The following is a 19,475-nucleotide window of genomic DNA, read 5'->3' as shown; positions in this document are numbered from 1 at the left end:
GTTCCGATGTGCCCCCGCCGTGGTGACGGAAGGGGCGTGCACCGGGAGGAGGGGTTGCCCCGGCCCGGTGCACGCTGTTGCCGTTACGGATGGCGCCTACTTGACCTGGTACATCCAGATCGTGGCGTTGGACAGCTCACCCGTGGCGTCCCACTTGTAGTGACGGGCCAGACCCTGGCTGTCGTAGCTGCGCACGTAGTTCAGCACGTCCGCACGCGTCACCTTGCCCGCGTCGATGGCCTTGAGCAGGATCGTGGTCAGGTCGTAGGCCTCCACCGAGTACACGCCCGGAGCCTGGCCGTTGAGGGCGTTGTAGTTGGTGGCGAAGGTATCCGGCGCCGGGCCGCAGGGGCAGGACAGCAGCGCATCCTTGCTGGAATCACCGGCCTGCTTGGTGAACTGCGGGTCGTTGGTGCCGTCATCGGAGACGAAGGTCGCGGTCACGCCGCCCGAGCGCAGCTGCTCAACGAGCGGGGCCGCCTCGGCGTAGTAGCCGGAGTAGAAGATCGCGTCCGGCTTGGCCGCCGACAGCTTGGACACGGTGGCGGAGAAGTCCTTGTCACCGGTCTTCACATTGGCCGCGCACGACGCGTCACCTGCCGAGCCGAGGGCCGCGGTCACCGACTTGGCCAGGCCCACCCCGTAGTCGGAGTCGTCCTGCACCACGCAGATCTTCTTGAACCCGCCGGTGCCGGTCATGTAGTGAGCCACCGAGGGCCCCTGCACGTCGTCGTTGGCCAGGCCGCGGAAGAAGGTCTTCCAGCCGTTCTTGGTCAGGGAGGCGTTGGTGGCCGAGGAGGTCAGCGCGGGCAGACCGGCATCGCTGAGCACCTGGCCGGTCGCCTTGGTCTCACCGGAGAACGCCGGGCCGATCAGGCCAACGATCGACTGATCGCTGATCACCGTCGGGACCACCTGGGTGGCCTTCTGCGGGTCGCCCTCGGTGTCGAAGTTCTTCAGCACTACCTGGCAGCCCGGATTGGCCTTGTTGTGCTGCTGCACCGCCAGCTTCGCGCCGTCGTCGATATTGATGCCCAGGGCCGCATTCGCACCGGTGAGGGCGCCGGCCATCGCGATCGCCGTGGTCGGCGCGCAGGTGGCCTTGCCGTCACCGGCGGGATCGGCGGCAGTGGCGGTGCCCGTCTGCGACACCGCCTTGCCCTGTTGATCGATCTGCACCAGCGCCTTGATCGACTGTGTGCCGCCGGCAGCGCTGCTGCCGCCGGAGTTGGTCGTCGTCGACTTGCTGCTACATCCAGCCACGGCCAGGACGGCCGCGGCCCCGATCACCAATGCGCCGCGGGCCACGCGACTGCGCGTGGAGCCCCGGGTGAGTGAACCAAGCAAGATACACCTCTATGTCCAGCGATCCCTCGGGTTCACCGAGGGGGCCGACCATGTCGACCAAGCTCAGAACTTAGCGGGGTGACGTTAGCTCCGCATCACATTCGGACCATTTGTGTTACTTAGATCCCAAATATTGTTTCAACCGTGTTAACACAGCAGCTAATCCGCAGCGACTATGACTTGGGCGTGAGATTCTCCAGCACGACCTCCGCAACCGCCTTCATCGTCGTGCGGCGATCCATCGCGGTGCGCTGAATCCATTTGAAGGCCTGCGGCTCGGAAAGCCCCTGCGTCTGCATCAGCACACCCTTGGCGCGTTCGACGAGCTTGCGCGTCTCCAGCCGGTCCGTCAGATTCGCGACCTCGTTCTCGAGCGCGCTGATCTCGTGGAACCGGCTCGCGGCCAGCTCGATCGCCGGCACCAGATCCGATTTGGTGAACGGCTTGACCAGATAGGCCATCGCACCCGCGTCGCGCGCCCGCTCGACCAGATCACGCTGACTGAATGCGGTCAAAATCACAACCGGCGCAACGCGTTTCGATGCGATCTCCGCCGCGGCGTCGATCCCGTCGCGGCGCGGCATCTTGACATCCATGATCACCAGATCGGGGCGCAGCTCCGTGGCCAGATCGACCGCCTGCTGGCCGTCGCCCGCCTCGCCCACCACCTGATAGCCCTCCTCGGAGAGCATCTCCACCAGGTCCATCCGGATGAGGGCCTCGTCCTCGGCCACGACCACCCGCTTGGCGGCAGCCCCATCCTTCTTCGCGCCCCCTGTTGACGTTCCCATAGACAGACCCCTCGTGGTTTCCGATGCCGACACCCGATGTTTACCGTCCGCCGCCGCCCTCGACGGACCGCCACGCATCCGAGTGCCCTAAAGAGTACCGTTCAACTTCGCCCAGAACCCACCTACCCAGGGCGAACCGGGCAGCGTCACACCGATTGGGTGACCGGCCCTCTCACCCGCTATCATTTGCACCCGGTGCGCCGACTTGGCGGAACAGGCAGACGCGGCGGTCTCAAAAACCGTTGTCCTAACGGACGTGTGGGTTCGAGTCCCACAGTCGGCACCAAGAATCTTCACGAAATCTCCACGAGGCGAAGTGAACCGCCACGTGTTCTCGCTCGTAACCCCGGTAGCGGACCACCATGATCATCGCCGATCGAACCGTTCGGTGACGGGGTGTGTAGATCCGCGTAGTGTGAAAACACGACCCCGGCTCGAATGGAGGTCGCCCGTGCGAGTTCAACGGCTCACCGCCGACCTGTCCGACTATCCGGACCTGGTCGTCATCTATCTCGGCATGCGGGTGCGGAAGCCGCGCGGCATACTCCGGCTACTCGGGCTCGGGCCCAAGCTCATCCGCTCGCATCGCGATCGCCCCGACGGGCTGCTGCTGCACGAGGACATCATCTGGTCACTGATTCCGCCGCACTGGGGCGCGCGGCAGTACTGGCGCGATCTGGACAGCCTCGAACGCTGGACCCGCTCCGATCCGCACCGGGAATGGTGGCAGCAGTTCCTGCGCGATTCCGGCGGTACCGGATTCTGGCACGAGGCGTATTTCCTGCGCGGCGGCATCGACACCATGTACGACGATATGACCACCCCGACCGGCCTGGCCCGGGTGGCGCCGACCGTCGCGATGCGCGGGCGGCTGTTCTCCACGCGCGGCCGGGTCGAACAGGAGGATCCGAAGATCGATCCGGTCGTCGGCGAAAGTACTTATTACCCGGAAAGTTCCGGATAAAAACAATTGCCGGCGATCTTTACACTCGGCAACCGGCCGGAAAACACCGCGTGGGTGACCCGCGACCCGGACATGAACTTATGACCGTGCCGATAGATCTCGGTCACTGAGACCTTCTCCCCGGGTCCGGCGCCGCCTACCGTACCTGCCATGCACGTCCTGTTCGTCTGCAACGGCAACGTGTGCCGCTCGGTGATCGCCGAACGTCTCACGCACGCGCTGGCGGCCGAATACGGATTCGACGAATTGACCGCCGAGAGCGCGGGCACGCGGGCCCTGGTCGGATTCGGTGTGGAACCACTTGCGGCACAGACGATCACGGGACTCGGTGCGGATGCGCGCAATTTCCGCGCACGACGGCTGAAGCCCGAGATGATCGCGAACGCCGACCTGATCCTGGCCATGGCCGAGCAGATCCGCGACGAGGTTGCCGACCTGGCGCCCGAGGCCGCCGCCCGCACCTTCACCCTGCTGCAGGCGCATCGCATCGCGAAGGTCACCGGTGCGCGCACCGTCGCCGGCATCGATGCCGCCCGCAACGATCTCACGATGGTGGGCCGGGAGAACATCGCCGATCCGGTGGGTCTGCCCGCGGCGAAATACTGCGAGACCGGCGACCGCATCGCCGAGGCCCTGGTTCCGCTGCTGCTGGCGCTGCACCCGCACGCCGGCCGGTCCACGGCCCCGACTGAGCGCCCGCGGCTGGTGGTATTGCCCGGTGGACGCGCGCAGGGTCCGGCGCCGCGACCCGGTCCGGCGCCGTCGCCGAATTCCGCTCGAATCGGCCGTCACGCCTGACAAATTCGGCGGGTGTGTCCGCCGCATAGAGGGGGTATACGAAAGTGTCCTCCCCATTTACGCCGGAGAGCGACTACACTCCCCGGCGAATGGAACCGTGCTTTCCCCGTATCGCACCGCCGCCAAAGGTTCGACACAAGAACAGGACTCAGACATGCCGAAACAAATTTCGGATGTTTCACTCCATGTTTATGTGACACCCGAAACGCTCGAACGCGTCGTAACGGTCGTGCGCAAGGTGGTGGACGACCACGTGGCAGACCGCGATCTGTTCGCGTGGCGCTTCACGCTACCGGTCGATCCCGATCAGCCGGACCATCTGGTGCTCGAAAACCAATGGCACCTGGACCATCCGGGCGCCGTCGCGGGCGAGCGCCGCACCTACGAGATCGCACTGAGCCTGGTCGGCGACGCGAAACTGCTCACCGAGGCGAACCTGGCCCAGCTGGAACGCCGGCTGATGCTGCGCATTTCTGCCGAGGACGCGGTGCCCTACGAGATCCACACCCTGCATCGCGAGAGCTTCGACCTCGAAGAGAACCGCGAGTTGATCTGAACGCTCCCCCGCCTCCCCGCGACTTCAGCGTGCCGTTGCATACAGCGAGACTTGCTCGTCGGGCCGGCGGATGACGGCCCGCTCACGGTGGGCCCATCCCCGGTGAGCTACCCATGTGCTTACGAAATCAGTTGTCCCGCTGCGACAGGATTATTTGCTTCGAGCAGGGAAGTGGCGGATGACGCCTTCCTGGACCACGGTCGCCAGCAATTCCCCTGCGCGCGAATAGAAATGGCCCATCGCCAGTCCGCGCTGGCCGGCCGCCACCGGCGACTGGGTCGCGTACAGCGCCCACTCGTCGAAGCGGAACGGCCGGTGGAACCAGATCGAATGGTTCACCGTCGCCGCGACGATCCGGTCGAAGCCCCACGACAGCCCGTGCGTGGTGATGATCGAATCCAGCACCGTGGTGTCCGACGAATAGCCCAGCGTCGCAACGTGAATCAGCGGGTCGTCGGGCAGCGTGCCGTCCGCGCGCATCCAGACCCGGTTATGGTTGAGGGTCTCCCCGGTGCCCTTGAGAATCCACGCCGGATCGTTCGTGTAGCGCATATCGATCGGATGCGGCGCGTTCACGAACATCTGCAGCCGGTCCTCGAGGCCCTCGAAGGACTCCTCGACCCGCGGCAGCCCGTCCGGGTCGGGTACCTGGGGCAGCGGCGTGCCGTGCTCGAGGCCCTTTCCGTAGTCCTGGAAGGCCGCCAGCATGACGAACAGCTCCTGATCGTCCTGATAGGCGGTGACGGTCCGATTGGCGAACGCGCGCCCGTCCCGGTGGCGTTCCACCCGGTATTCGATCGGCTGCTTCACATCACCGCCGCGCACGAAGTGCGCGTTGACCGCGTGCACCGGACGTTCGGGGCCGACGGTGCGACCCGCCGCCACAATCGCCTGGGCCACCAACTGCCCGCCGAAGGTGCGGCTCCACACCTTCTCCGGGTGCTGGCCCAGGAAGGTGTCCTCACCGGTCTGCTCCAGATCGAGCAGCCCGAGCAGGACCTCCAGATCGCCGTGTTCCGTCGACACCGATTCGCCCAGTGACGAACTCAACTCAGTGGTCCTCCTCGCCGATCCTGTGCACGTGAATGAGGTTGGTGGAACCGACAGTACCCGGCGGGGAACCGGCCACGATCACCACCAGATCGCCCTTGGCATACCGGTTCAGCGACAGCAATTCCTTGTCGACCTGACCGATCATCTCGTCCGTGGTACGCACCGTCGGCACGATGAACGTCTCCACGCCCCAGGCCAGCGCGAGCTGGCTGCGCACCTCCGGCAGCGGGGTGAACGCCAGCAGCGGCAGCGGGGTGTGCAGGCGGGCCAGGCGGCGCACCGTGTCGCCGGACTGGGTGAACGCCACCAGCGCCTTCGCGTTGAGCCGCTCGCCGATGTCGCGCGCGGCGTAGGAGATGACACCCCGCTTGGTCCGCGGCACATGCGTCAACGGCGGTACGCGCGTGGAGGTTTCCGATTCCACGGCGTGCACGATGCGGGCCATGGTCTGCACCGTCTCGATCGGATACTCGCCGACCGAGGTCTCGCCCGAGAGCATCACCGCATCGGCGCCGTCGAGCACCGCGTTGGCGACATCGGAGGCCTCGGCGCGGGTGGGCCGGGAGTTGGTGATCATCGACTCCAGCATCTGGGTCGCCACGATCACCGGCTTGGCGTTCTCCCGCGCCATCTGGATGGCGCGCTTCTGCGCCAGCGGCACCTGCTCGAGCGGGAGCTCCACGCCCAGATCGCCGCGCGCCACCATGACCGCGTCGAAGGCCAGCACGATCGCCTCGAGGTTGTCGATGGCCTCGGGCTTCTCCAGCTTGGCCACCACCGGCACCCGGCGTCCGACCCGGTCCATCACGTCGTGCACGAGCTCCACGTCCGCCGGGGACCGCACGAACGACAGCGCGATGAAGTCCACGCCCAGTTCCAGGGCGAATTCCAGGTCCTCGATGTCCTTCTCGGACAGCGCGGGCACCGACACGTCCATGCCGGGCAGCGAGACGCCCTTGTTGTTCGAGACCGGGCCGCCCTCGGTCACCTTGCAGACCACGTCGTTGCCCTCGACGCGCAGCACCGTCAGGCCGATCTTGCCGTCGTCGACGAGCAGCCGGTCACCAGCCTTGGCGTCCTTGGCCAGCTCCTTGTAGGTGGTGGAGACGCGGTCGTGGGTGCCCTCCACGTCGTCGACGGTGATGCGCACCTCCTCCCCGGTCGCCCACACGGTCTTACCGTCGATGAACCGGCCGAGCCGGATCTTGGGTCCCTGCAGGTCCGCGAGAATGGCCACGGAGCGACTCGCTCGGTCGGCGGCCTTGCGAACCTTCTCATAGTTGGCAGCATGATCGGCGTGTTCGCCGTGGCTGAAATTCAGCCGGGCCACGTCCATGCCGCTGTCGACAAGTTCGCGGATCCGGCTCTCCGAGGCCGTTGCCGGCCCGAGGGTGCACACAATTTTTGTCCGTCGCATCACGGCTCGAGCCTAGCCCTGCCGCGAAGGCTTCGCTTACCGGGCATACCCTTCGCTATCAATAGGTCCGACCTATGATCTGCGTCATCGCGCGACGTGCCTCGCCAGCCGGGTTTCCAGGCGGGTTTGCGCAAATCCGAGCACCAAACAAATTACCCAGTAGTAAATGGCCGCCACGCCGTAGAGCGCAAAGAAATCGAATGTCGGCGCGGCCGCCAACTGGGCCACCCGCAACAGTTCGGTTACCAGGATCGTGGACGCCAGCGAGGTGTCCTTCACCAGCGAAATGAGCGTATTCGACAGCGGCGGCACCGCGATCCGCGCGGCCTGCGGCAGGATGATCGAGCGCAGCGTCTGCGAGTACGACAGGCCCAGCGCCTCCGCTGCCTCCCACTGGCCCTGCTGCACGGACAGAATCGCCGCGCGCACCACCTCGGCCGCATAACCGCCGACATTGAGACTGAAGGCGATCACCGCGGCCGGGAACGGGTTGATCACGATGTTCAGCTCGGGCAGCGCGTAGAACACGATGAACAGCTGCACCAGCAGCGGTGTGCCGCGGATGATCGAGATGTAGAACCGGGCCACCGCGGCCACCGGCCACACCTTCGACATCCGCGCCAGCGCCACGAACAGCGCGATGACCAGCCCGATGCAGAAGCTGATCGCCGTCAGGGGCAACGTCTTGGTGACCGTCGCGGTGAGCATCGGCTCGAGGTTGTGGCGGATCAGCTCCCAGGTGGAGGAGTCCATGGATCGATTACCGGCCTATTTGCTGACGTCGGTGCCGAAGTACTTCTTCGAGATCGTGGCCAGGGTGCCGTCCGCGCGCAACTGGTCCAGCGCGGTGTTGATCTCGCCGACGAGCTTGCCCTCGTCCTTGCGGGCGGCGAAGGCCTGCTTGCTGGTGTCACCGGTCTGGCCCGCGACCCGCACCGAGGTGTCGCCGGTCTGCTTGGTGTACTGACCGACCGCAAGGCTGTCGTTCACCATGGCGTCCACGCGGCCCTGCTTGAGCAACTGCACCTCCTGCACGAAGCCCTCCACTGCCTCGATCTTGCAGCCCGCGTCCGAGGCCACCTTGCTCCAGTTGCTGGTGGAGGACTGGGCGCAGGTCTTGCCGCGCAGATCGGACAGGGTGTTGATCGAGTGGTCGTCCGCGCGGGTCAGGATTTCGCCCTCGGAGGTGGTGTACGGCTGGGACAGCGCGTACTTGGCCTGCCGGTCCGGATTGATCGTCACCTGGTTGGCGATCAGGTCGAACCGCTTGGACTCGAGGCCCGCGAAGATCGAGTCCCAGGGGGTCTGGGTGAATTCGACCTTCTTGCCGAGCTTGTTCCCCACCGCCTGCGCAACCTCGATGTCGTAGCCGGTGAGCTTGCCGTCGCTCCCCTGGTAGCTGAACGGGGAATACGTGCCCTCGGTACCGATCTTCAGCGTGTTCGAGTCACTGCTGGTGCCACAGGCGGCGGTGAGGCCGGTGACGGCGGCGATGGCGAACACGGCGGCGAAAAGCTTGCGGCGCAATGGGGTACCTCTCCAGCGGTCCGGGGCGTACGGTCCCGGACACGACATACAGAACCGGAACAGCCTACGACATGCGGGCACGCCTTCAGAGCATTGCGCTCGAGTTGCGCGAAACTCCCGCTCAGCTTTCCTGCAGCGGGCGGCCGAACGGGTCACGCACACTGCCGGTGAAGATCATGATCGCGTCGATCAGCGGCCAGATGCCGCCCAGCCCGCAGGTGAAGATGGTGACCAGCAGCTGGGCCACGGCGATGCCGTTGTACCCGAGGTAGAACCGCCCGGCGCCGAATCCACCGAGGAACAGCTCCAGCAGCCCCGCGGTCAGCTTCGACTTGTCCGAATACGGCTCACCGGCCATGTTGCGGCCGAAGGGGGCCTGCAGGTCGACGTTGGGCTGGCCGTACATCGGCGGGGTCGCGCCGTTGTACGGGTTGCCCTGGGTGTAGATCTGCTGGTTGTAGGGATCGGACTGGCCGTAGGGATTCGGCTGCTGCCCGAAGGCGTCCTGCGGCTGGCCGTAGGCTCCCTGTCCACCCATACCCGGGCCGGTGCCCGGCGCGCCGTACTGCGGTCCGTACCCGGGCTGCTGCTGGTAGGGGTCGGTCACTGACATGTTCCTTTCGTTCCCCCGGTCACCGTGCGACCGGACTCCCCGTCCCGCCGCCCCAGTTGGGCGGCCCGAACGTCGGTTCTCTTTCTACTCGGCGGATTTCGCCGCCGCATCCCCAGGCCCCCACGAGTTGCTGATCTGTAATCGCCTGCGGCACTGCATTCGTTGCGGGACGCCCCGCAGAATGTGCCACAGCCGGACCCGAGATGTCGAGTCCGGCTGTGCCGCAGTTTATTTCGTATTCTACTTCGAGGACTTGCCGGGGCTGACCGAGTGGTCGGTCGCGTCGGTCTCCTCGGTTGCGGATTCGGCATCGGGCGCCGTTTCCGGCTGCCCCGGCGTGGATTCGGGGCCGGGCCCTGCCTCCTCGTCCGCCGACTCCGGCTCCTCGGCCTCGGCTACCGCTTCGCTCTCCTCCGATTCGCCCGCATCCGTGCCGGCCTCGTCGGCGTTGCCTTGCGCCGATTTCGCGCCGTAGGTGCGCAGCGCGGACAGCTGCCACGGCCAGGGGCGGTCACCACCGGGCTGCAGGGCCTGCGCGGCCTCGCGCCCCTTCGTGGCGAGCAGGAAATAGGCGATGGCGCAGACGAATACGATCGTCGAGGTGAACGAGTTGATCCGGACGCCGAAGATGTGGGTGGCGTCGTCGTCGCGCAGCAGCTCCACCCAGAATCGGCCGAAGGTGTAGACCGCGACGTACAGCGCGAACAGCCGCCCGTGCCCGATGCGGAACCGCCGATCGATCCAGAGCAGCACCGCGACACCCAGCAGATTCCACAGCAGCTCGTACAGGAACGTGGGCTGCACGACCCGCTGCACGACGCCGGTGGACACACCGTTCATCATGTCCAGCTGCCCATTGTGATCGAAGCGCAGGTAGACCTCGAGGCCCCACGGCTTGGTGGTGTCGCGGCCGTACAGTTCCTGGTTGAAGTAGTTGCCCAGCCGGCCGATGGCCTGCGCCAGCAGAATTCCGGGGGCAATCGCATCACCGAAGGCGGGCAACGGAATTCGGTACACCCGGCAGCCGATCCAGGCGCCGATGCCGCCGAGCAGCACCGCGCCCCAGATGCCCAGGCCGCCGTCCCAGACCTTCAGCGCGTCCCACGGATTCTTGCCCGGATCGAAATACCGGTACCAGTCGGTGGCCACGTGGTAGAGCCGCCCGCCGACGAGCCCGAACGGCACCGCGAACATCGCCACGTCCAGCACCGCACCCGGTTTGCCGCCCCGCTGCTCCCAGCGCCGCTCGCCCAGCCAAATCGCGACGACGATGCCGATGATGATGCAGACCGCGTACGCCCGCAGCGGCAGCGGTCCCAGGTACCACACGCCCCGCGGCGGGCTGGGTATATACGCCAGCACGGCACTGTGCGCGGCGGCGGAGTTCGAGACGACACTGTCGGCCAGGACTTGGAAGGTCACGCGCCCACCGTAACGGAGCCCCCTGACATCGCAAGAATCGGCGCCGCCAACCCCGGCTGACGGGCTCGGGACCCTAGGACGCCACGGTCGCCGATCGCACGCCCGCGGCGAGGTCGGCGGTGAGGGCACGGACCGCGTCCAGGCCCTGACCGGCGGCGGTCACCAGCGCCGAGCCGACGATGACGCCGTCGGCGAAGGCCGCGGTCTCGGCGGCCTGGGCGCGGTCGCGGATGCCGAGGCCGACGCCGATCGGAATGTCGGAGTGGGTACGGATGCGCGCGCACAGGGCGGGAGCCGCCGAGGAGACCGCGTCGCGAGCGCCGGTCACGCCCATCGTGGAGGAGGCGTAGACGAAGCCGCTGCTGGCCTCGATCGTCATGGCCAGGCGCTCCTCGGTGGAGGAGGGCGCGACCAGGAAGATGCGGTCCAGGTCGTGCTCACGGGAGGCGGCCAGCCACTCGTCGGCCTCCTCCGGGATCAGGTTCGGGGTGATCATGCCCAGGCCGCCCGCGGCGGCCAGATCGCGCGAGAAGCTGTCGACGCCGTACTTCAGCACCGGGTTCCAGTACGTCATCACGACGGCCTTACCGCCGGCCTTGGTGATCGCCTCGACGACCGTGAACACGTCGCGCACCCGTACCCCGCCGCGCAGCGCCTGCTCGGCGGCGGCCTGGATGGTGGGGCCGTCCATCACCGGATCGGAATAGGCGACGCCGACTTCGATGATGTCGCAACCGGATTCGACCATCGCGGTGCACGCCGCGATGGATCCGGCCAGATCCGGAAAGCCGGCCGGTAGGTAGCCGACGAGCGCGGCCCGGTGCTCGGCGCGGCACGCCGCGAACGTACTCGCCAGGCGGCTCATTTGTCAGTCTCCTCGTCGAACAGGCCGAACCACTTTGCCGCAGTGTCCATATCCTTGTCGCCGCGACCGGACAGGTTCACCAGAATGATTGCGTCCTTGCCCATTTCGCGGCCCAGCTGCAGCGCCCCCGCCACCGCGTGCGCGGACTCGATGGCCGGGATGATGCCCTCGGTGCGCGAGAGCAGCAGCAGCGCGTCCATCGCCTCGGCGTCGGTGACCGGACGGTACTCCGCGCGGCCGATGTCCTTGAGGTAGGCGTGCTCGGGGCCGACGCCCGGATAGTCCAGACCCGCCGAGATCGAATGCGACTCGATGGTCTGGCCATCTTCGTCCTGCAGCAGATACGAGTACGCGCCCTGGAACGCGCCCGGCGTACCGCCGGTGAAAGTCGCCGCATGCCTTCCGGTTTCGACGCCGTCGCCCGCCGCCTCGAAGCCCAGCAGCCGCACGCCGGGATCGTCGATGAAGGCGTGGAAGATGCCGATCGCATTGGATCCGCCGCCGACGCAAGCGGTCACCGCATCGGGCAGCCGACCGGCCTGCTCGAGCAGCTGAGCGCGCGCCTCGATGCCGATCACGCGCTGGAAATCGCGCACGAGCAGCGGAAACGGATGCGGGCCCGCCGCGGTGCCGAAGGCGTAGTACGTGTCGTCGGCGTTGGTGACCCAGTCCCGCAGCGCCTCGTTGATGGCGTCCTTGAGGGTCTGCGAGCCGCTGGTCACGGAGATCACCTGGGCACCGAGCAGGCGCATCCGGGCGACGTTGAGCTGCTGGCGCACCGTGTCGACCGCGCCCATGTAGACCACGCAGTCCAGGCCGAGCAGGGCGCACGCGGTCGCGGTGGCGACCCCGTGCTGGCCGGCGCCGGTCTCCGCGATGACCCGGGTCTTGCCCATCCGCTTGGCGAGCAGCGCCTGGCCGAGGACATTGTTGATCTTGTGAGAGCCGGTGTGGTTCAGGTCTTCCCGCTTCAGGAAGATCCGGGCGCCGCCCGCGTGCTCCGAGAGCCGTCTGCATTCGAAGACCGGCGACGGGCGGCCGGTGTAGTCGCGCTGCAGCCGATCCAGCTCGGCCAGGAAGTCCGGGTCGACCCGGCATTTGTCGTATTCGGCCGTGACATCCTCGATCACCGCCATCAGCGCCTCGGGCACGTGCCGCCCGCCGTAGACGCCGAAGTGGCCGCCCGCATCGGGCTCGTGGCTGCGCTGGGTCACCCCCGCGCTCGCCGGTGGCAGCGGGGGCTGGGTGGTCTGGGTCATCGTGCGGCTCCCCGGCGCAGCGGGCGCGGGCAGGACGGGTGGGTGCCGGCCGTGGCCAGCTCCGAGACCGCCGCGCGCGGATCGCGACTGATCACCAGGCTCTCGCCGACCAGCACGGCATCCGCACCCGCTCCGGCGTAGGCAAGCAGATCGGCGGTGCCGCTGATCCCGGATTCGGCGACCCGGATGACCTCGGTGGGCAGCCCGGGCGCGATGCGCGCGAAGACGTCGCGATCCACCTCGAGGGTCCGGAGGTTGCGGGCGTTCACGCCGATGACCGAGGCGCCCGCCTCGAGGGCGCGATCGGCCTCCACCTCGGTGTGCACCTCGACCAGCGCGGTCATGCCGAGTGATTCGGTGCGGTCGATGAGCGAGGCCAGCACGTCCTGCTCCAGGGCGGCCACGATCAACAGAATCACGTCCGCGCCGTGGGCGCGCGCCTCGTGGATCTGGTACGGGCCGACGACGAAATCCTTGCGCAGAATCGGCAGATCGACGACCGCGCGCACGGCGTCCAGATCATCGAGCGAGCCGTGGAAGCGGCGCTGTTCGGTGAGCACGCTGATGATCCGCGCGCCACCGTCCTGGTACGCCTTCGCCAGGCTGGCCGGATCCGGGATGTCGGCCAGCTCGCCCTTGGAGGGGCTGGCGCGCTTCACCTCGGCGATGACTCCGACGCCGTCCTGATGCAGCGCAGCGAGCGCGTTGCGTGGGGAGGGGGCCGCCGCGGCGGCCTTCTTGACGGCCTGGAAATCCAGGTGGGCTTCCCGTGCGGCCACATCCGCGCGGACCCCGTCGAGAATCGAGTCGAGTACCGTCATCTGGCTCGAATCCTTTCTGGGGAGACGGACTTCATACCTGAGAATCCCCCCAGGCGCTGTCTCACCGGTGCGGTTAAAGAGTAAATGGCCATGTTCACACCGCCGACGCCGGGGTGTTCCTCGTCGCACCCCGAGCTCCGCCCCCGCATACCGCCGCGCTGCGGCCCCGGGCGCCACCGCGGACCGAGACCCCGTCGCGGGTGCGGGTACGCCTCACCGGTCACGTCCGGCCTCGTCGTCGGTGGGATCCGCGCCCGCGTCGAGGGCATCCCACAGCACCCGCTCGGACAGCGGCTGCGCGGGTGCGGAGTCGGGCTGGGGCGCAGCGGATTCCGCGGCGGACGTACCCGGCGCGGCGGCGGCGGCGGTCGTTGCCCCGCCGTGTTCGGCGGATGCCGCAGCGCCCTCGCCGGGCGACGAATCGGTCGCGGCGCGCTGGCGCGCCACCTGTTCGGCCGCGGCCGCCCGCCGGAAAACCGGATTGTCGTACTTTCCCGACATTCGCGCGGTGCTCTCGGGCATCCGGGCCAGCAGCACGCCCGCCGCGAAGGCGATGATCGCGCCGAGCACGCTGAGCGTGGCCGGGAACGCATAGACGCGCACCAGGTCCACGTGCGCCCGAGCGGGCAGGTCGACCAGGCTCGCCGCGCGCGAGCCGACCGCGCCGTGGTGGGTCAGCAGCGCGAACCCGGGTACGGCGGCCACCGCGGCCACCACCGCGACGACCACGCCGACCAGGCGGCGCAGCCAGCCCCGGGTGGCGAACACGGCCGCGACCGCGGCCAGCAGCACCAGCGCCAGCGGGGTGAGCGCGCCGAACCACACGCCGCCGTCGAGGCGGTTGGTGCGCGGGGTGGTGAGCCCGTCGGAGGACACGATGGTCACCCACGTCATCCGGGAGGCGATCCACAGCGCGGCCGCGGCCAGCACCAGCAGCACCACGGGACCGACCGGCCGGCGACGCTTGGCCGCCCCGTCCGGATTCTCGTGCGCCCTATCGGGTTCCACTGCGTTCATCATTCGGCATCCATATCTGTCCCCGTCACTCGGCATCACCGGGTTCCGGGGCGAAGGCGCGGACCGTCCGCGCCGCAGCAACGGCCTTGAGCACGGCCATCGCCTTGTTGCGGGACTCGTTGTCCTCGTATTCGGGCTCGGAGTCGGCGACGATGCCGCCGCCGGCCTGCACGTAGGCGATGCCGTCCTTCAGCAGCGCGGTGCGGATGGCGATCGCGGTGTCGGCATCGCCGGCGAAATCGAGATAGCCGACGACGCCGGCGTAGACGCCGCGGCGGGTCGTTTCCAGCTCCTCGATCAGCTCCATCGCGCGGACCTTCGGCGCGCCGGACAGCGTGCCGGCCGGGAAACACGCCTGCACCGCGTCCAGGGCGATGCGGCCGGGGGCGAGCTGCGCCGACACCGTGGACACCAGGTGCATCACGTGGCTGTACCGCTCGACGTGGCGATAGTCGGTGACGCGCACCGTGCCCGGGGTACACACCCGGCCCAGATCGTTGCGGCCCAGATCGACGAGCATGAGGTGCTCGGCGTTCTCCTTCTCGTCGGCCAGCAGATCCTTCTCCAGCAACACATCGTCCTCGGGAGTCGCCCCGCGCCACCGGGTACCGGCGATCGGATGCGTGGTGGCCACGCCGTCCTTCACCGTCACCAGCGATTCCGGGCTCGAACCTACGATCGAGAAGGCCGTGCCGCCGGAGCCGTCCGGAATGTGCATCAGGTACATGTACGGGCTCGGATTCGACGCGCGCAGCATCCGGTACAGGTCCAGCGGGCTGCCGTCGTAGTCCATCTCGAACCGCTGCGAGAGCACCACCTGGAAGGCCTCGCCCGCCTCGATCTCCTTGACCAGCCGCCGCACGCCCGCGCCGTGTTCCTCCGAGGTGTGCTGGCGGCGGTAATCCGGCTCGGGGCGGTCGAAGACCGAGACCGTCGATTCCGCGGGCGCGGCCAGCGCCGCGGTCATCCGGTCCAGCCGGGCGACCGCGTCGTCGTAGGCCTCGTCGACGCGCTCGTCGGTGCCGTTCCAGTTGACCGCGTTGGCGATCAGCGTGATCGCGCCCTCGTGGTGGTCGAACGCGGCCAGATCGGTGGCCAGCAGCATCACCATCTCCGGCACGTGCAGATCGTCGACGGCCAGCTCCGGCAGGCGCTCCATCCGGCGCACGATGTCGTAGCCGAGGTAGCCGACCAGACCACCGGTGAGCGGGGGCAGGCCGGGCAGGCGCTCGGTCCGCAGCAACTCGAGGGAATCGCGCAGCGCGACCAGCGGATCGCCGCCCGACGGTGCATCGGCCGGGGTGGCGCCCAGCCAGGCCGCCTGCCCGTCGACCACGCTCAGCGCGGTGGGACTGCCCGCCCCGATGAACGACCATCGCGACCACGATCGCCCGTTCTCGGCCGACTCGAGCAGGAACGTGCCCGCCCGGTCCGCGGCCAGCTTGCGGTAGGCCGAGAGCGGAGTTTCCGAGTCCGCCAGCACCTTCCGGGTCACCGGGACCACCCGGTGCTCGGCCGCGAGGACCCGGAAGTCCTCGCGGGTGGTGGTGGTCGAGGTCCCCGGACGATCAGTTGCGCCGTGCATCTCCCCATCATTTCAGGGCCGGGAACCGCACCCTGGTGGCGGGGTGGGGTACCCGATTCGGGCGGGAACCGCATTATCGCCATATCCGGCAAGGCTGGGCGCTACCCTTACCAACGCCCGTTCGCGGCCGCCGGCACCGGCGGCCGCGAACGTGACGAAGACAGCCCGCCTGATGAAGCCCGCGCACCCGATCGCGGGGGCTACAAGAGACACAGCAGTGCCCTGGCCAGCTGCGAATCACGGGGGGCGAGCACGACCCGGCCGAACCGGCGTTACGCGGCCCGACCGGCATCTGATCGACCGCATCACCCTCAGCTAGACAACCAAACCGGACAGCAGGCCATCCGCCGGACCACCGGGGCGCGAGTCGTCGACGCGCCGTCCGTGTCCGGTTCGCCGGTGCTCGGCGCTCAGCGGCGCCAGTGCTGATCGCAGCGGCGAACCGGGCGGACTACGCCGGAGCGACGCGGTGGCCGCCGACACAGAGCGGAGCTCACATACCGATGTATCCCTCGCAACCGATGGCACCGGAGGGGCCCCGGCACGCGGCGCCGCAGCCGATGGGCCACGTGCCCGGCCAGTCATCTCGGATGATGCAGATGAACCAGCAGCAGGCCGGGGGCACGACCAAGTACAACGCGCTGGCCTCGTTCGTGACGTACGTCAAGGCCCTGGAGAACCTGGACCGGCGCAAGTTCCCGGACGAGTACGCGGAGCACAGCGACCGCATCAAGGAGCTCGAGCCGTTCCTGAAGGCGCACGGCATCCTGGACGTCATGGATGTCAAGAACCCCGAGGTGGCCATCCTTCTCGGGGTCTGACGGCCGCCATCGGCAGGGCCGGACCGGGCAACCGGTCCGGCCCTGTTCATTCCCGGGCCGGCAACCGGGCGTGTGTATCGCCGATTATCGGGCAAATCATGCTTACCCTGGTCGTATGACCTCGCAGCATGTCGAGCAATCGCCCAGCACCCACAAGTGGCGCAATCGGATCATCGGCGTGCTCGCGGTGGTCATGGCGCTGGTCGTCGCCTACTTCATCCTGGCCTCGTTCATTCCGCGCTGGTGGGCGCAGCGCATCGCCGCCATGTCCGGGCACGGCAGCTTCTCCAAGGGCATCTGGTCCGGCCTGGCTCTGGGCTTCTTCTGCACGATCGTGCCGCTGTTCCTGCTGTTGGCCGTCGTGACGATGTGGCGGTGGCGGGGCGGGCGATTCCTCGCCGGCGGCTCGGCCGTGCTGGCCCTGGCCGTCGCGCTGCCGAACCTGATGACCCTCACGATCGTCCTGGGCGGCAGCAACGCCGCGCATGCGGGCGAGCGGGTGCTCGATGTCAACGCGCCGGGATTCCGGGGCGCCTCACTGATCGGGGCCATCGTCGCCGCGGCCCTGTTCGTGCTGGTCCTGTTTCTGCGGATCCGCCGACGGCTGCGCACCCGCCACGGCGCGAAGCACCGCAAGGCCCCCGCCTACCGGCAACCGGCCGCCGCCCCCACCGCACCCGTCCCGGAACCACCGGCGGACAAGCCCTCCGAGCAGTAACGACACACGTGAGAGATGTCACGTCATACAGCCCACCCGTGACCCGCGAGCGAAATCATGGCAAACTAACTCTCTGCAGGTGACCGTGGATTGAAGATTCAAGATTCACTAGTCTCGCTAACGAGATAACGTCACTTGGCTGTAAGAGAGGCGCGAAGTGACGAAGTGGCTTAACCCAGTCGAACAACGAGCGTGGCGAATTCTTGTCGCGCTGACGACGCGGCTGCCCGCGGCCATGGACACGCAGTTGCAGCGCGAGGCCGGCGTCACCCACTTCGAATACGTTGTGCTCGAGCTACTGGCCGCCGAACCCGAACATCGACTTCAGCTCAGTGAGCTGGCCTCTCGAGCAAATGCCTCGCTATCCCGATTGTCCCACGTAGTAACAAAATTGGAGCGACTGGGCTGGGCTCAGCGGCAGGTGCTGGCCGGGCGGCGCGGCGCGGATGCGGTGCTGACCGAGACCGGATACCGGAAGGTCCAGCAGGCCACGCCCGGCTACCTCGAGGCCGTGCACGGCCTGGTCTTCGACGGCCTCGACGACCGCCAGACCGAACAACTCCTGGAACTGGGCGAGGCGGTCGTCGCGCAGCTCGAGGCGGGGCTCACCCGCGGGATCGGCCGCACCAACGGCCAGCGGCCGGTCGACGAGGAAGCGGACACCTAGACCGGTTCCGCATCGGACCGCGTCTGCGCCGAATCAGTTCTGCCCCAACGGATCCGACAGCAGCACGTCCCCGTCCCAGCAGGTGTGGGTGCCTGTGTGGCAGGCCGCGCCCTCCTGGTCGACGATCAGCAGCACGGTATCGCCGTCGCAATCCAATCGCACCTCGTGCACGTACTGGGTGTGCCCCGAGGTCTCACCCTTGACCCAGTACTGCTGCCGCGAGCGCGAGTAATACGTCGCCTTGCGGGTGGCCAGGGTGCGGGCCAGCGCCTCGTCGTCCATCCACGCCATCATGAGCACATCGCCGGTGCCGCGCTCCTGCGCGACCGCGGCGACCAGCCCGGCCTCGTTGCGCTTGAGGCGGGCGGCGATAGCGGGATCCAGACTCACGTACACCGTTATACCAAGAGCGGCACATGTGCCGAACCGGGCGGTGGCGGCGCGCACCCCGCCCCGGCTACCGGACGACGATCCCCTCGGCGCGCATTGCATTCTTGACCTCGGGGATCGTGAGCTCGCCGAAGTGGAAGACGGTGGCCGCCAGGACGGCGTCCGCGCCCGCCTGGATCGCGGGCGCGAAGTCCGCGACCCTGCCCGCACCGCCGCTGGCGATCACCGGAACCGTCACGGCCGCCCGCACCGCGGTGATCATGGCCAGATCGAACCCCGCCTTGGTGCCGTCGGCATCCATCGAGTTCAGCAGGATCTCCCCCACGCCGAGTTCGGCTCCGCGCACGGCCCATTCGACGGCGTCGATACCGGTGCCGCGCTTGCCGCCGTGCGTGGTGACCTCCCACCCGGACGGGGTCGGATCCGTGCCTTCGGGGACGGTGCGGGCATCGACGGACAGCACGATGCACTGCGAGCCGAACCGCTCCGACATCTCGCGTAGGATCTGCGGATTCGCGATGGCGGCGGTGTTCACCGACACCTTGTCCGCGCCCGCGCGCAGCAGGCGGTCCACATCGTCGACCGTGCGCACGCCGCCGCCGACGGTGAGCGGAATGAAGATCTGCTCGGCGGTGCGGGTCACCACGTCGATCATGGTGCCGCGGTCGCCCGTGGAGGCGGTGACGTCGAGGAAGGTCAGCTCGTCCGCGCCCTGCGCGTCGTAGGTCGCGGCCAGTTCGACGGGATCGCCCGCGTCCCGCAGGTTTTCGAAGTTCACGCCCTTGACCACGCGCCCGGCATCCACGTCCAGGCACGGAATCACGCGCACAGCCAGTGTCATTCG

Annotated in this window: 21 protein-coding genes and 1 tRNA gene; 7 read left to right on the top strand and 15 right to left on the bottom strand. The window is 68.0% G+C overall.

Annotated features, from left to right (window positions below; all coding sequences use genetic code 11):
* Nucleotides 1–96: 96 nt before the first annotated feature.
* Both KO481_RS21930 and KO481_RS21925 read right to left on the bottom strand, forming a co-directional pair.
* The gene (locus KO481_RS21930; RefSeq protein WP_372452096.1) at nucleotides 97–1,347 is read right to left on the bottom strand and encodes a branched-chain amino acid ABC transporter substrate-binding protein; all 1,251 of its coding nucleotides are present in this window, start codon (nucleotides 1,345–1,347) and stop codon (nucleotides 97–99) included.
* A 173-nt stretch (nucleotides 1,348–1,520) separates the two neighbouring features.
* Nucleotides 1,521–2,138 carry an ANTAR domain-containing response regulator gene (locus tag KO481_RS21925; protein ID WP_215919651.1) on the bottom strand — a complete coding sequence of 206 codons (618 nt, stop codon included), beginning with the start codon at nucleotides 2,136–2,138 and terminating at the stop codon, nucleotides 1,521–1,523.
* A 199-nt stretch (nucleotides 2,139–2,337) separates the two neighbouring features.
* Between KO481_RS21925 and KO481_RS21920 the strand changes: the two genes are divergently transcribed.
* The 4 genes from KO481_RS21920 to KO481_RS21905 all read left to right on the top strand — a co-directional run bounded on the left by KO481_RS21920 (nucleotide 2,338) and on the right by KO481_RS21905 (nucleotide 4,456).
* Nucleotides 2,338–2,424 (top strand) — tRNA-Leu (locus KO481_RS21920).
* Nucleotides 2,425–2,589: 165 nt separating this feature from the next.
* Nucleotides 2,590–3,102: a phenylacetaldoxime dehydratase family protein gene (locus KO481_RS21915; RefSeq protein ID WP_215919232.1), complete on the top strand. Its 513-nt coding sequence runs from the start codon at nucleotides 2,590–2,592 to the stop codon at nucleotides 3,100–3,102.
* Between the two features lie 150 nt (nucleotides 3,103–3,252).
* A complete protein-coding gene (locus tag KO481_RS21910; protein WP_215919231.1) occupies nucleotides 3,253–3,900 on the top strand; it encodes an arsenate reductase/protein-tyrosine-phosphatase family protein in 648 nt (215 codons plus the stop codon).
* 97 nt (nucleotides 3,901–3,997) lie between these two features.
* Complete coding sequence (locus tag KO481_RS21905) at nucleotides 3,998–4,456, top strand: hypothetical protein (protein WP_308166732.1); 459 nt, start codon at nucleotides 3,998–4,000, stop codon at nucleotides 4,454–4,456.
* Nucleotides 4,457–4,606: 150 nt separating this feature from the next.
* Here the strand turns inward: KO481_RS21905 and KO481_RS21900 are convergent, their stop codons facing one another.
* The 11 genes from KO481_RS21900 to KO481_RS21850 form a co-directional block, all read right to left on the bottom strand.
* Nucleotides 4,607–5,506, bottom strand: a complete 900-nt coding sequence (locus KO481_RS21900) for an acyl-CoA thioesterase (RefSeq protein ID WP_245401291.1) — start codon at nucleotides 5,504–5,506, stop codon at nucleotides 4,607–4,609.
* Between the two features lies 1 nt (nucleotide 5,507).
* Entirely contained in the window at nucleotides 5,508–6,929 is a 1,422-nt protein-coding gene (pyk, locus tag KO481_RS21895; RefSeq protein ID WP_215919230.1) for a pyruvate kinase, read from the bottom strand.
* Between the two features lie 81 nt (nucleotides 6,930–7,010).
* Entirely contained in the window at nucleotides 7,011–7,679 is a 669-nt protein-coding gene (locus KO481_RS44395) for an amino acid ABC transporter permease (protein WP_215919229.1), read from the bottom strand.
* A 15-nt stretch (nucleotides 7,680–7,694) separates the two neighbouring features.
* A complete protein-coding gene (locus tag KO481_RS44390) occupies nucleotides 7,695–8,453 on the bottom strand; it encodes a transporter substrate-binding domain-containing protein (protein WP_245401290.1) in 759 nt (252 codons plus the stop codon).
* Nucleotides 8,454–8,574: 121 nt separating this feature from the next.
* On the bottom strand, nucleotides 8,575–9,066 hold the full coding sequence (locus tag KO481_RS44830; protein ID WP_215919227.1) for a TM2 domain-containing protein: 492 nt from the start codon (nucleotides 9,064–9,066) through the stop codon (nucleotides 8,575–8,577).
* A gap of 240 nt (nucleotides 9,067–9,306) precedes the next feature.
* Nucleotides 9,307–10,488 (bottom strand): prolipoprotein diacylglyceryl transferase, encoded by a 1,182-nt coding sequence (lgt, locus tag KO481_RS21875; protein WP_215919226.1) that lies wholly within the window; start codon nucleotides 10,486–10,488, stop codon nucleotides 9,307–9,309.
* Nucleotides 10,489–10,561: 73 nt separating this feature from the next.
* Nucleotides 10,562–11,353 carry a tryptophan synthase subunit alpha gene (gene trpA / locus KO481_RS21870; RefSeq protein WP_215919224.1) on the bottom strand — a complete coding sequence of 264 codons (792 nt, stop codon included), beginning with the start codon at nucleotides 11,351–11,353 and terminating at the stop codon, nucleotides 10,562–10,564.
* Entirely contained in the window at nucleotides 11,350–12,612 is a 1,263-nt protein-coding gene (gene trpB / locus KO481_RS21865; protein WP_215919222.1) for a tryptophan synthase subunit beta, read from the bottom strand. Before trpB ends, trpA begins: the two co-directional genes overlap by 4 nt.
* On the bottom strand, nucleotides 12,609–13,433 hold the full coding sequence (gene trpC / locus KO481_RS21860) for an indole-3-glycerol phosphate synthase TrpC (RefSeq protein ID WP_215919220.1): 825 nt from the start codon (nucleotides 13,431–13,433) through the stop codon (nucleotides 12,609–12,611). Before trpC ends, trpB begins: the two co-directional genes overlap by 4 nt.
* A gap of 213 nt (nucleotides 13,434–13,646) precedes the next feature.
* The gene (locus KO481_RS21855) at nucleotides 13,647–14,450 is read right to left on the bottom strand and encodes a TIGR02234 family membrane protein (protein ID WP_372452101.1); all 804 of its coding nucleotides are present in this window, start codon (nucleotides 14,448–14,450) and stop codon (nucleotides 13,647–13,649) included.
* A 25-nt stretch (nucleotides 14,451–14,475) separates the two neighbouring features.
* On the bottom strand, nucleotides 14,476–16,035 hold the full coding sequence (locus KO481_RS21850) for an anthranilate synthase component I (protein WP_215919216.1): 1,560 nt from the start codon (nucleotides 16,033–16,035) through the stop codon (nucleotides 14,476–14,478).
* Nucleotides 16,036–16,634: 599 nt separating this feature from the next.
* On the opposite strand from KO481_RS21850, the gene KO481_RS21845 reads away from it, so the two are divergent.
* The 3 genes from KO481_RS21845 (at nucleotide 16,635) to KO481_RS21835 (ending at nucleotide 18,241) form a co-directional block, all read left to right on the top strand.
* Entirely contained in the window at nucleotides 16,635–16,856 is a 222-nt protein-coding gene (locus KO481_RS21845) for a hypothetical protein (protein ID WP_245401289.1), read from the top strand.
* A 115-nt stretch (nucleotides 16,857–16,971) separates the two neighbouring features.
* Nucleotides 16,972–17,574 carry a permease gene (locus tag KO481_RS21840; RefSeq protein WP_215919212.1) on the top strand — a complete coding sequence of 201 codons (603 nt, stop codon included), beginning with the start codon at nucleotides 16,972–16,974 and terminating at the stop codon, nucleotides 17,572–17,574.
* A gap of 157 nt (nucleotides 17,575–17,731) precedes the next feature.
* Nucleotides 17,732–18,241, top strand: a complete 510-nt coding sequence (locus KO481_RS21835; RefSeq protein WP_308166731.1) for a MarR family winged helix-turn-helix transcriptional regulator — start codon at nucleotides 17,732–17,734, stop codon at nucleotides 18,239–18,241.
* A 33-nt stretch (nucleotides 18,242–18,274) separates the two neighbouring features.
* Here the strand turns inward: KO481_RS21835 and hisI are convergent, their stop codons facing one another.
* Both hisI and hisF read right to left on the bottom strand, forming a co-directional pair.
* Complete coding sequence (hisI, locus tag KO481_RS21830) at nucleotides 18,275–18,631, bottom strand: phosphoribosyl-AMP cyclohydrolase (protein ID WP_215919210.1); 357 nt, start codon at nucleotides 18,629–18,631, stop codon at nucleotides 18,275–18,277.
* A 67-nt stretch (nucleotides 18,632–18,698) separates the two neighbouring features.
* Complete coding sequence (hisF, locus tag KO481_RS21825; RefSeq protein WP_215919208.1) at nucleotides 18,699–19,472, bottom strand: imidazole glycerol phosphate synthase subunit HisF; 774 nt, start codon at nucleotides 19,470–19,472, stop codon at nucleotides 18,699–18,701.
* Nucleotides 19,473–19,475 lie beyond the last annotated feature (3 nt).

It is taken from the genome of Nocardia albiluteola, assembly GCF_018860155.1.
In the GTDB taxonomy this organism is placed as follows: Bacteria; Actinomycetota; Actinomycetes; order Mycobacteriales; family Mycobacteriaceae; genus Nocardia; species Nocardia albiluteola.
This window is presented reverse-complemented; position numbering and strand designations above follow the sequence as displayed.

Bases quoted from the DNA above. Each gene is read 5' to 3' on its own strand.
- trpB (WP_215919222.1), bottom strand. From the start codon at position 12,612: ATGACCCAGACCACCCAGCCCCCGCTGCCACCGGCGAGCGCGGGGGTG.
- KO481_RS44830 (WP_215919227.1), bottom strand. From the start codon at position 9,066: ATGTCAGTGACCGACCCCTACCAGCAGCAGCCCGGGTACGGACCGCAG.
- KO481_RS21855 (WP_372452101.1), bottom strand. From the start codon at position 14,450: ATGAACGCAGTGGAACCCGATAGGGCGCACGAGAATCCGGACGGGGCG.
- hisF (WP_215919208.1), bottom strand. From the start codon at position 19,472: ATGACACTGGCTGTGCGCGTGATTCCGTGCCTGGACGTGGATGCCGGG.
- KO481_RS21925 (WP_215919651.1), bottom strand. From the start codon at position 2,138: ATGGGAACGTCAACAGGGGGCGCGAAGAAGGATGGGGCTGCCGCCAAG.
- KO481_RS44395 (WP_215919229.1), bottom strand. From the start codon at position 7,679: ATGGACTCCTCCACCTGGGAGCTGATCCGCCACAACCTCGAGCCGATG.
- KO481_RS21850 (WP_215919216.1), bottom strand. From the start codon at position 16,035: ATGCACGGCGCAACTGATCGTCCGGGGACCTCGACCACCACCACCCGC.
- KO481_RS21840 (WP_215919212.1), top strand. From the start codon at position 16,972: ATGACCTCGCAGCATGTCGAGCAATCGCCCAGCACCCACAAGTGGCGC.
- KO481_RS21910 (WP_215919231.1), top strand. From the start codon at position 3,253: ATGCACGTCCTGTTCGTCTGCAACGGCAACGTGTGCCGCTCGGTGATC.
- trpA (WP_215919224.1), bottom strand. From the start codon at position 11,353: ATGAGCCGCCTGGCGAGTACGTTCGCGGCGTGCCGCGCCGAGCACCGG.
- trpC (WP_215919220.1), bottom strand. From the start codon at position 13,433: ATGACGGTACTCGACTCGATTCTCGACGGGGTCCGCGCGGATGTGGCC.
- KO481_RS21845 (WP_245401289.1), top strand. From the start codon at position 16,635: ATGAACCAGCAGCAGGCCGGGGGCACGACCAAGTACAACGCGCTGGCC.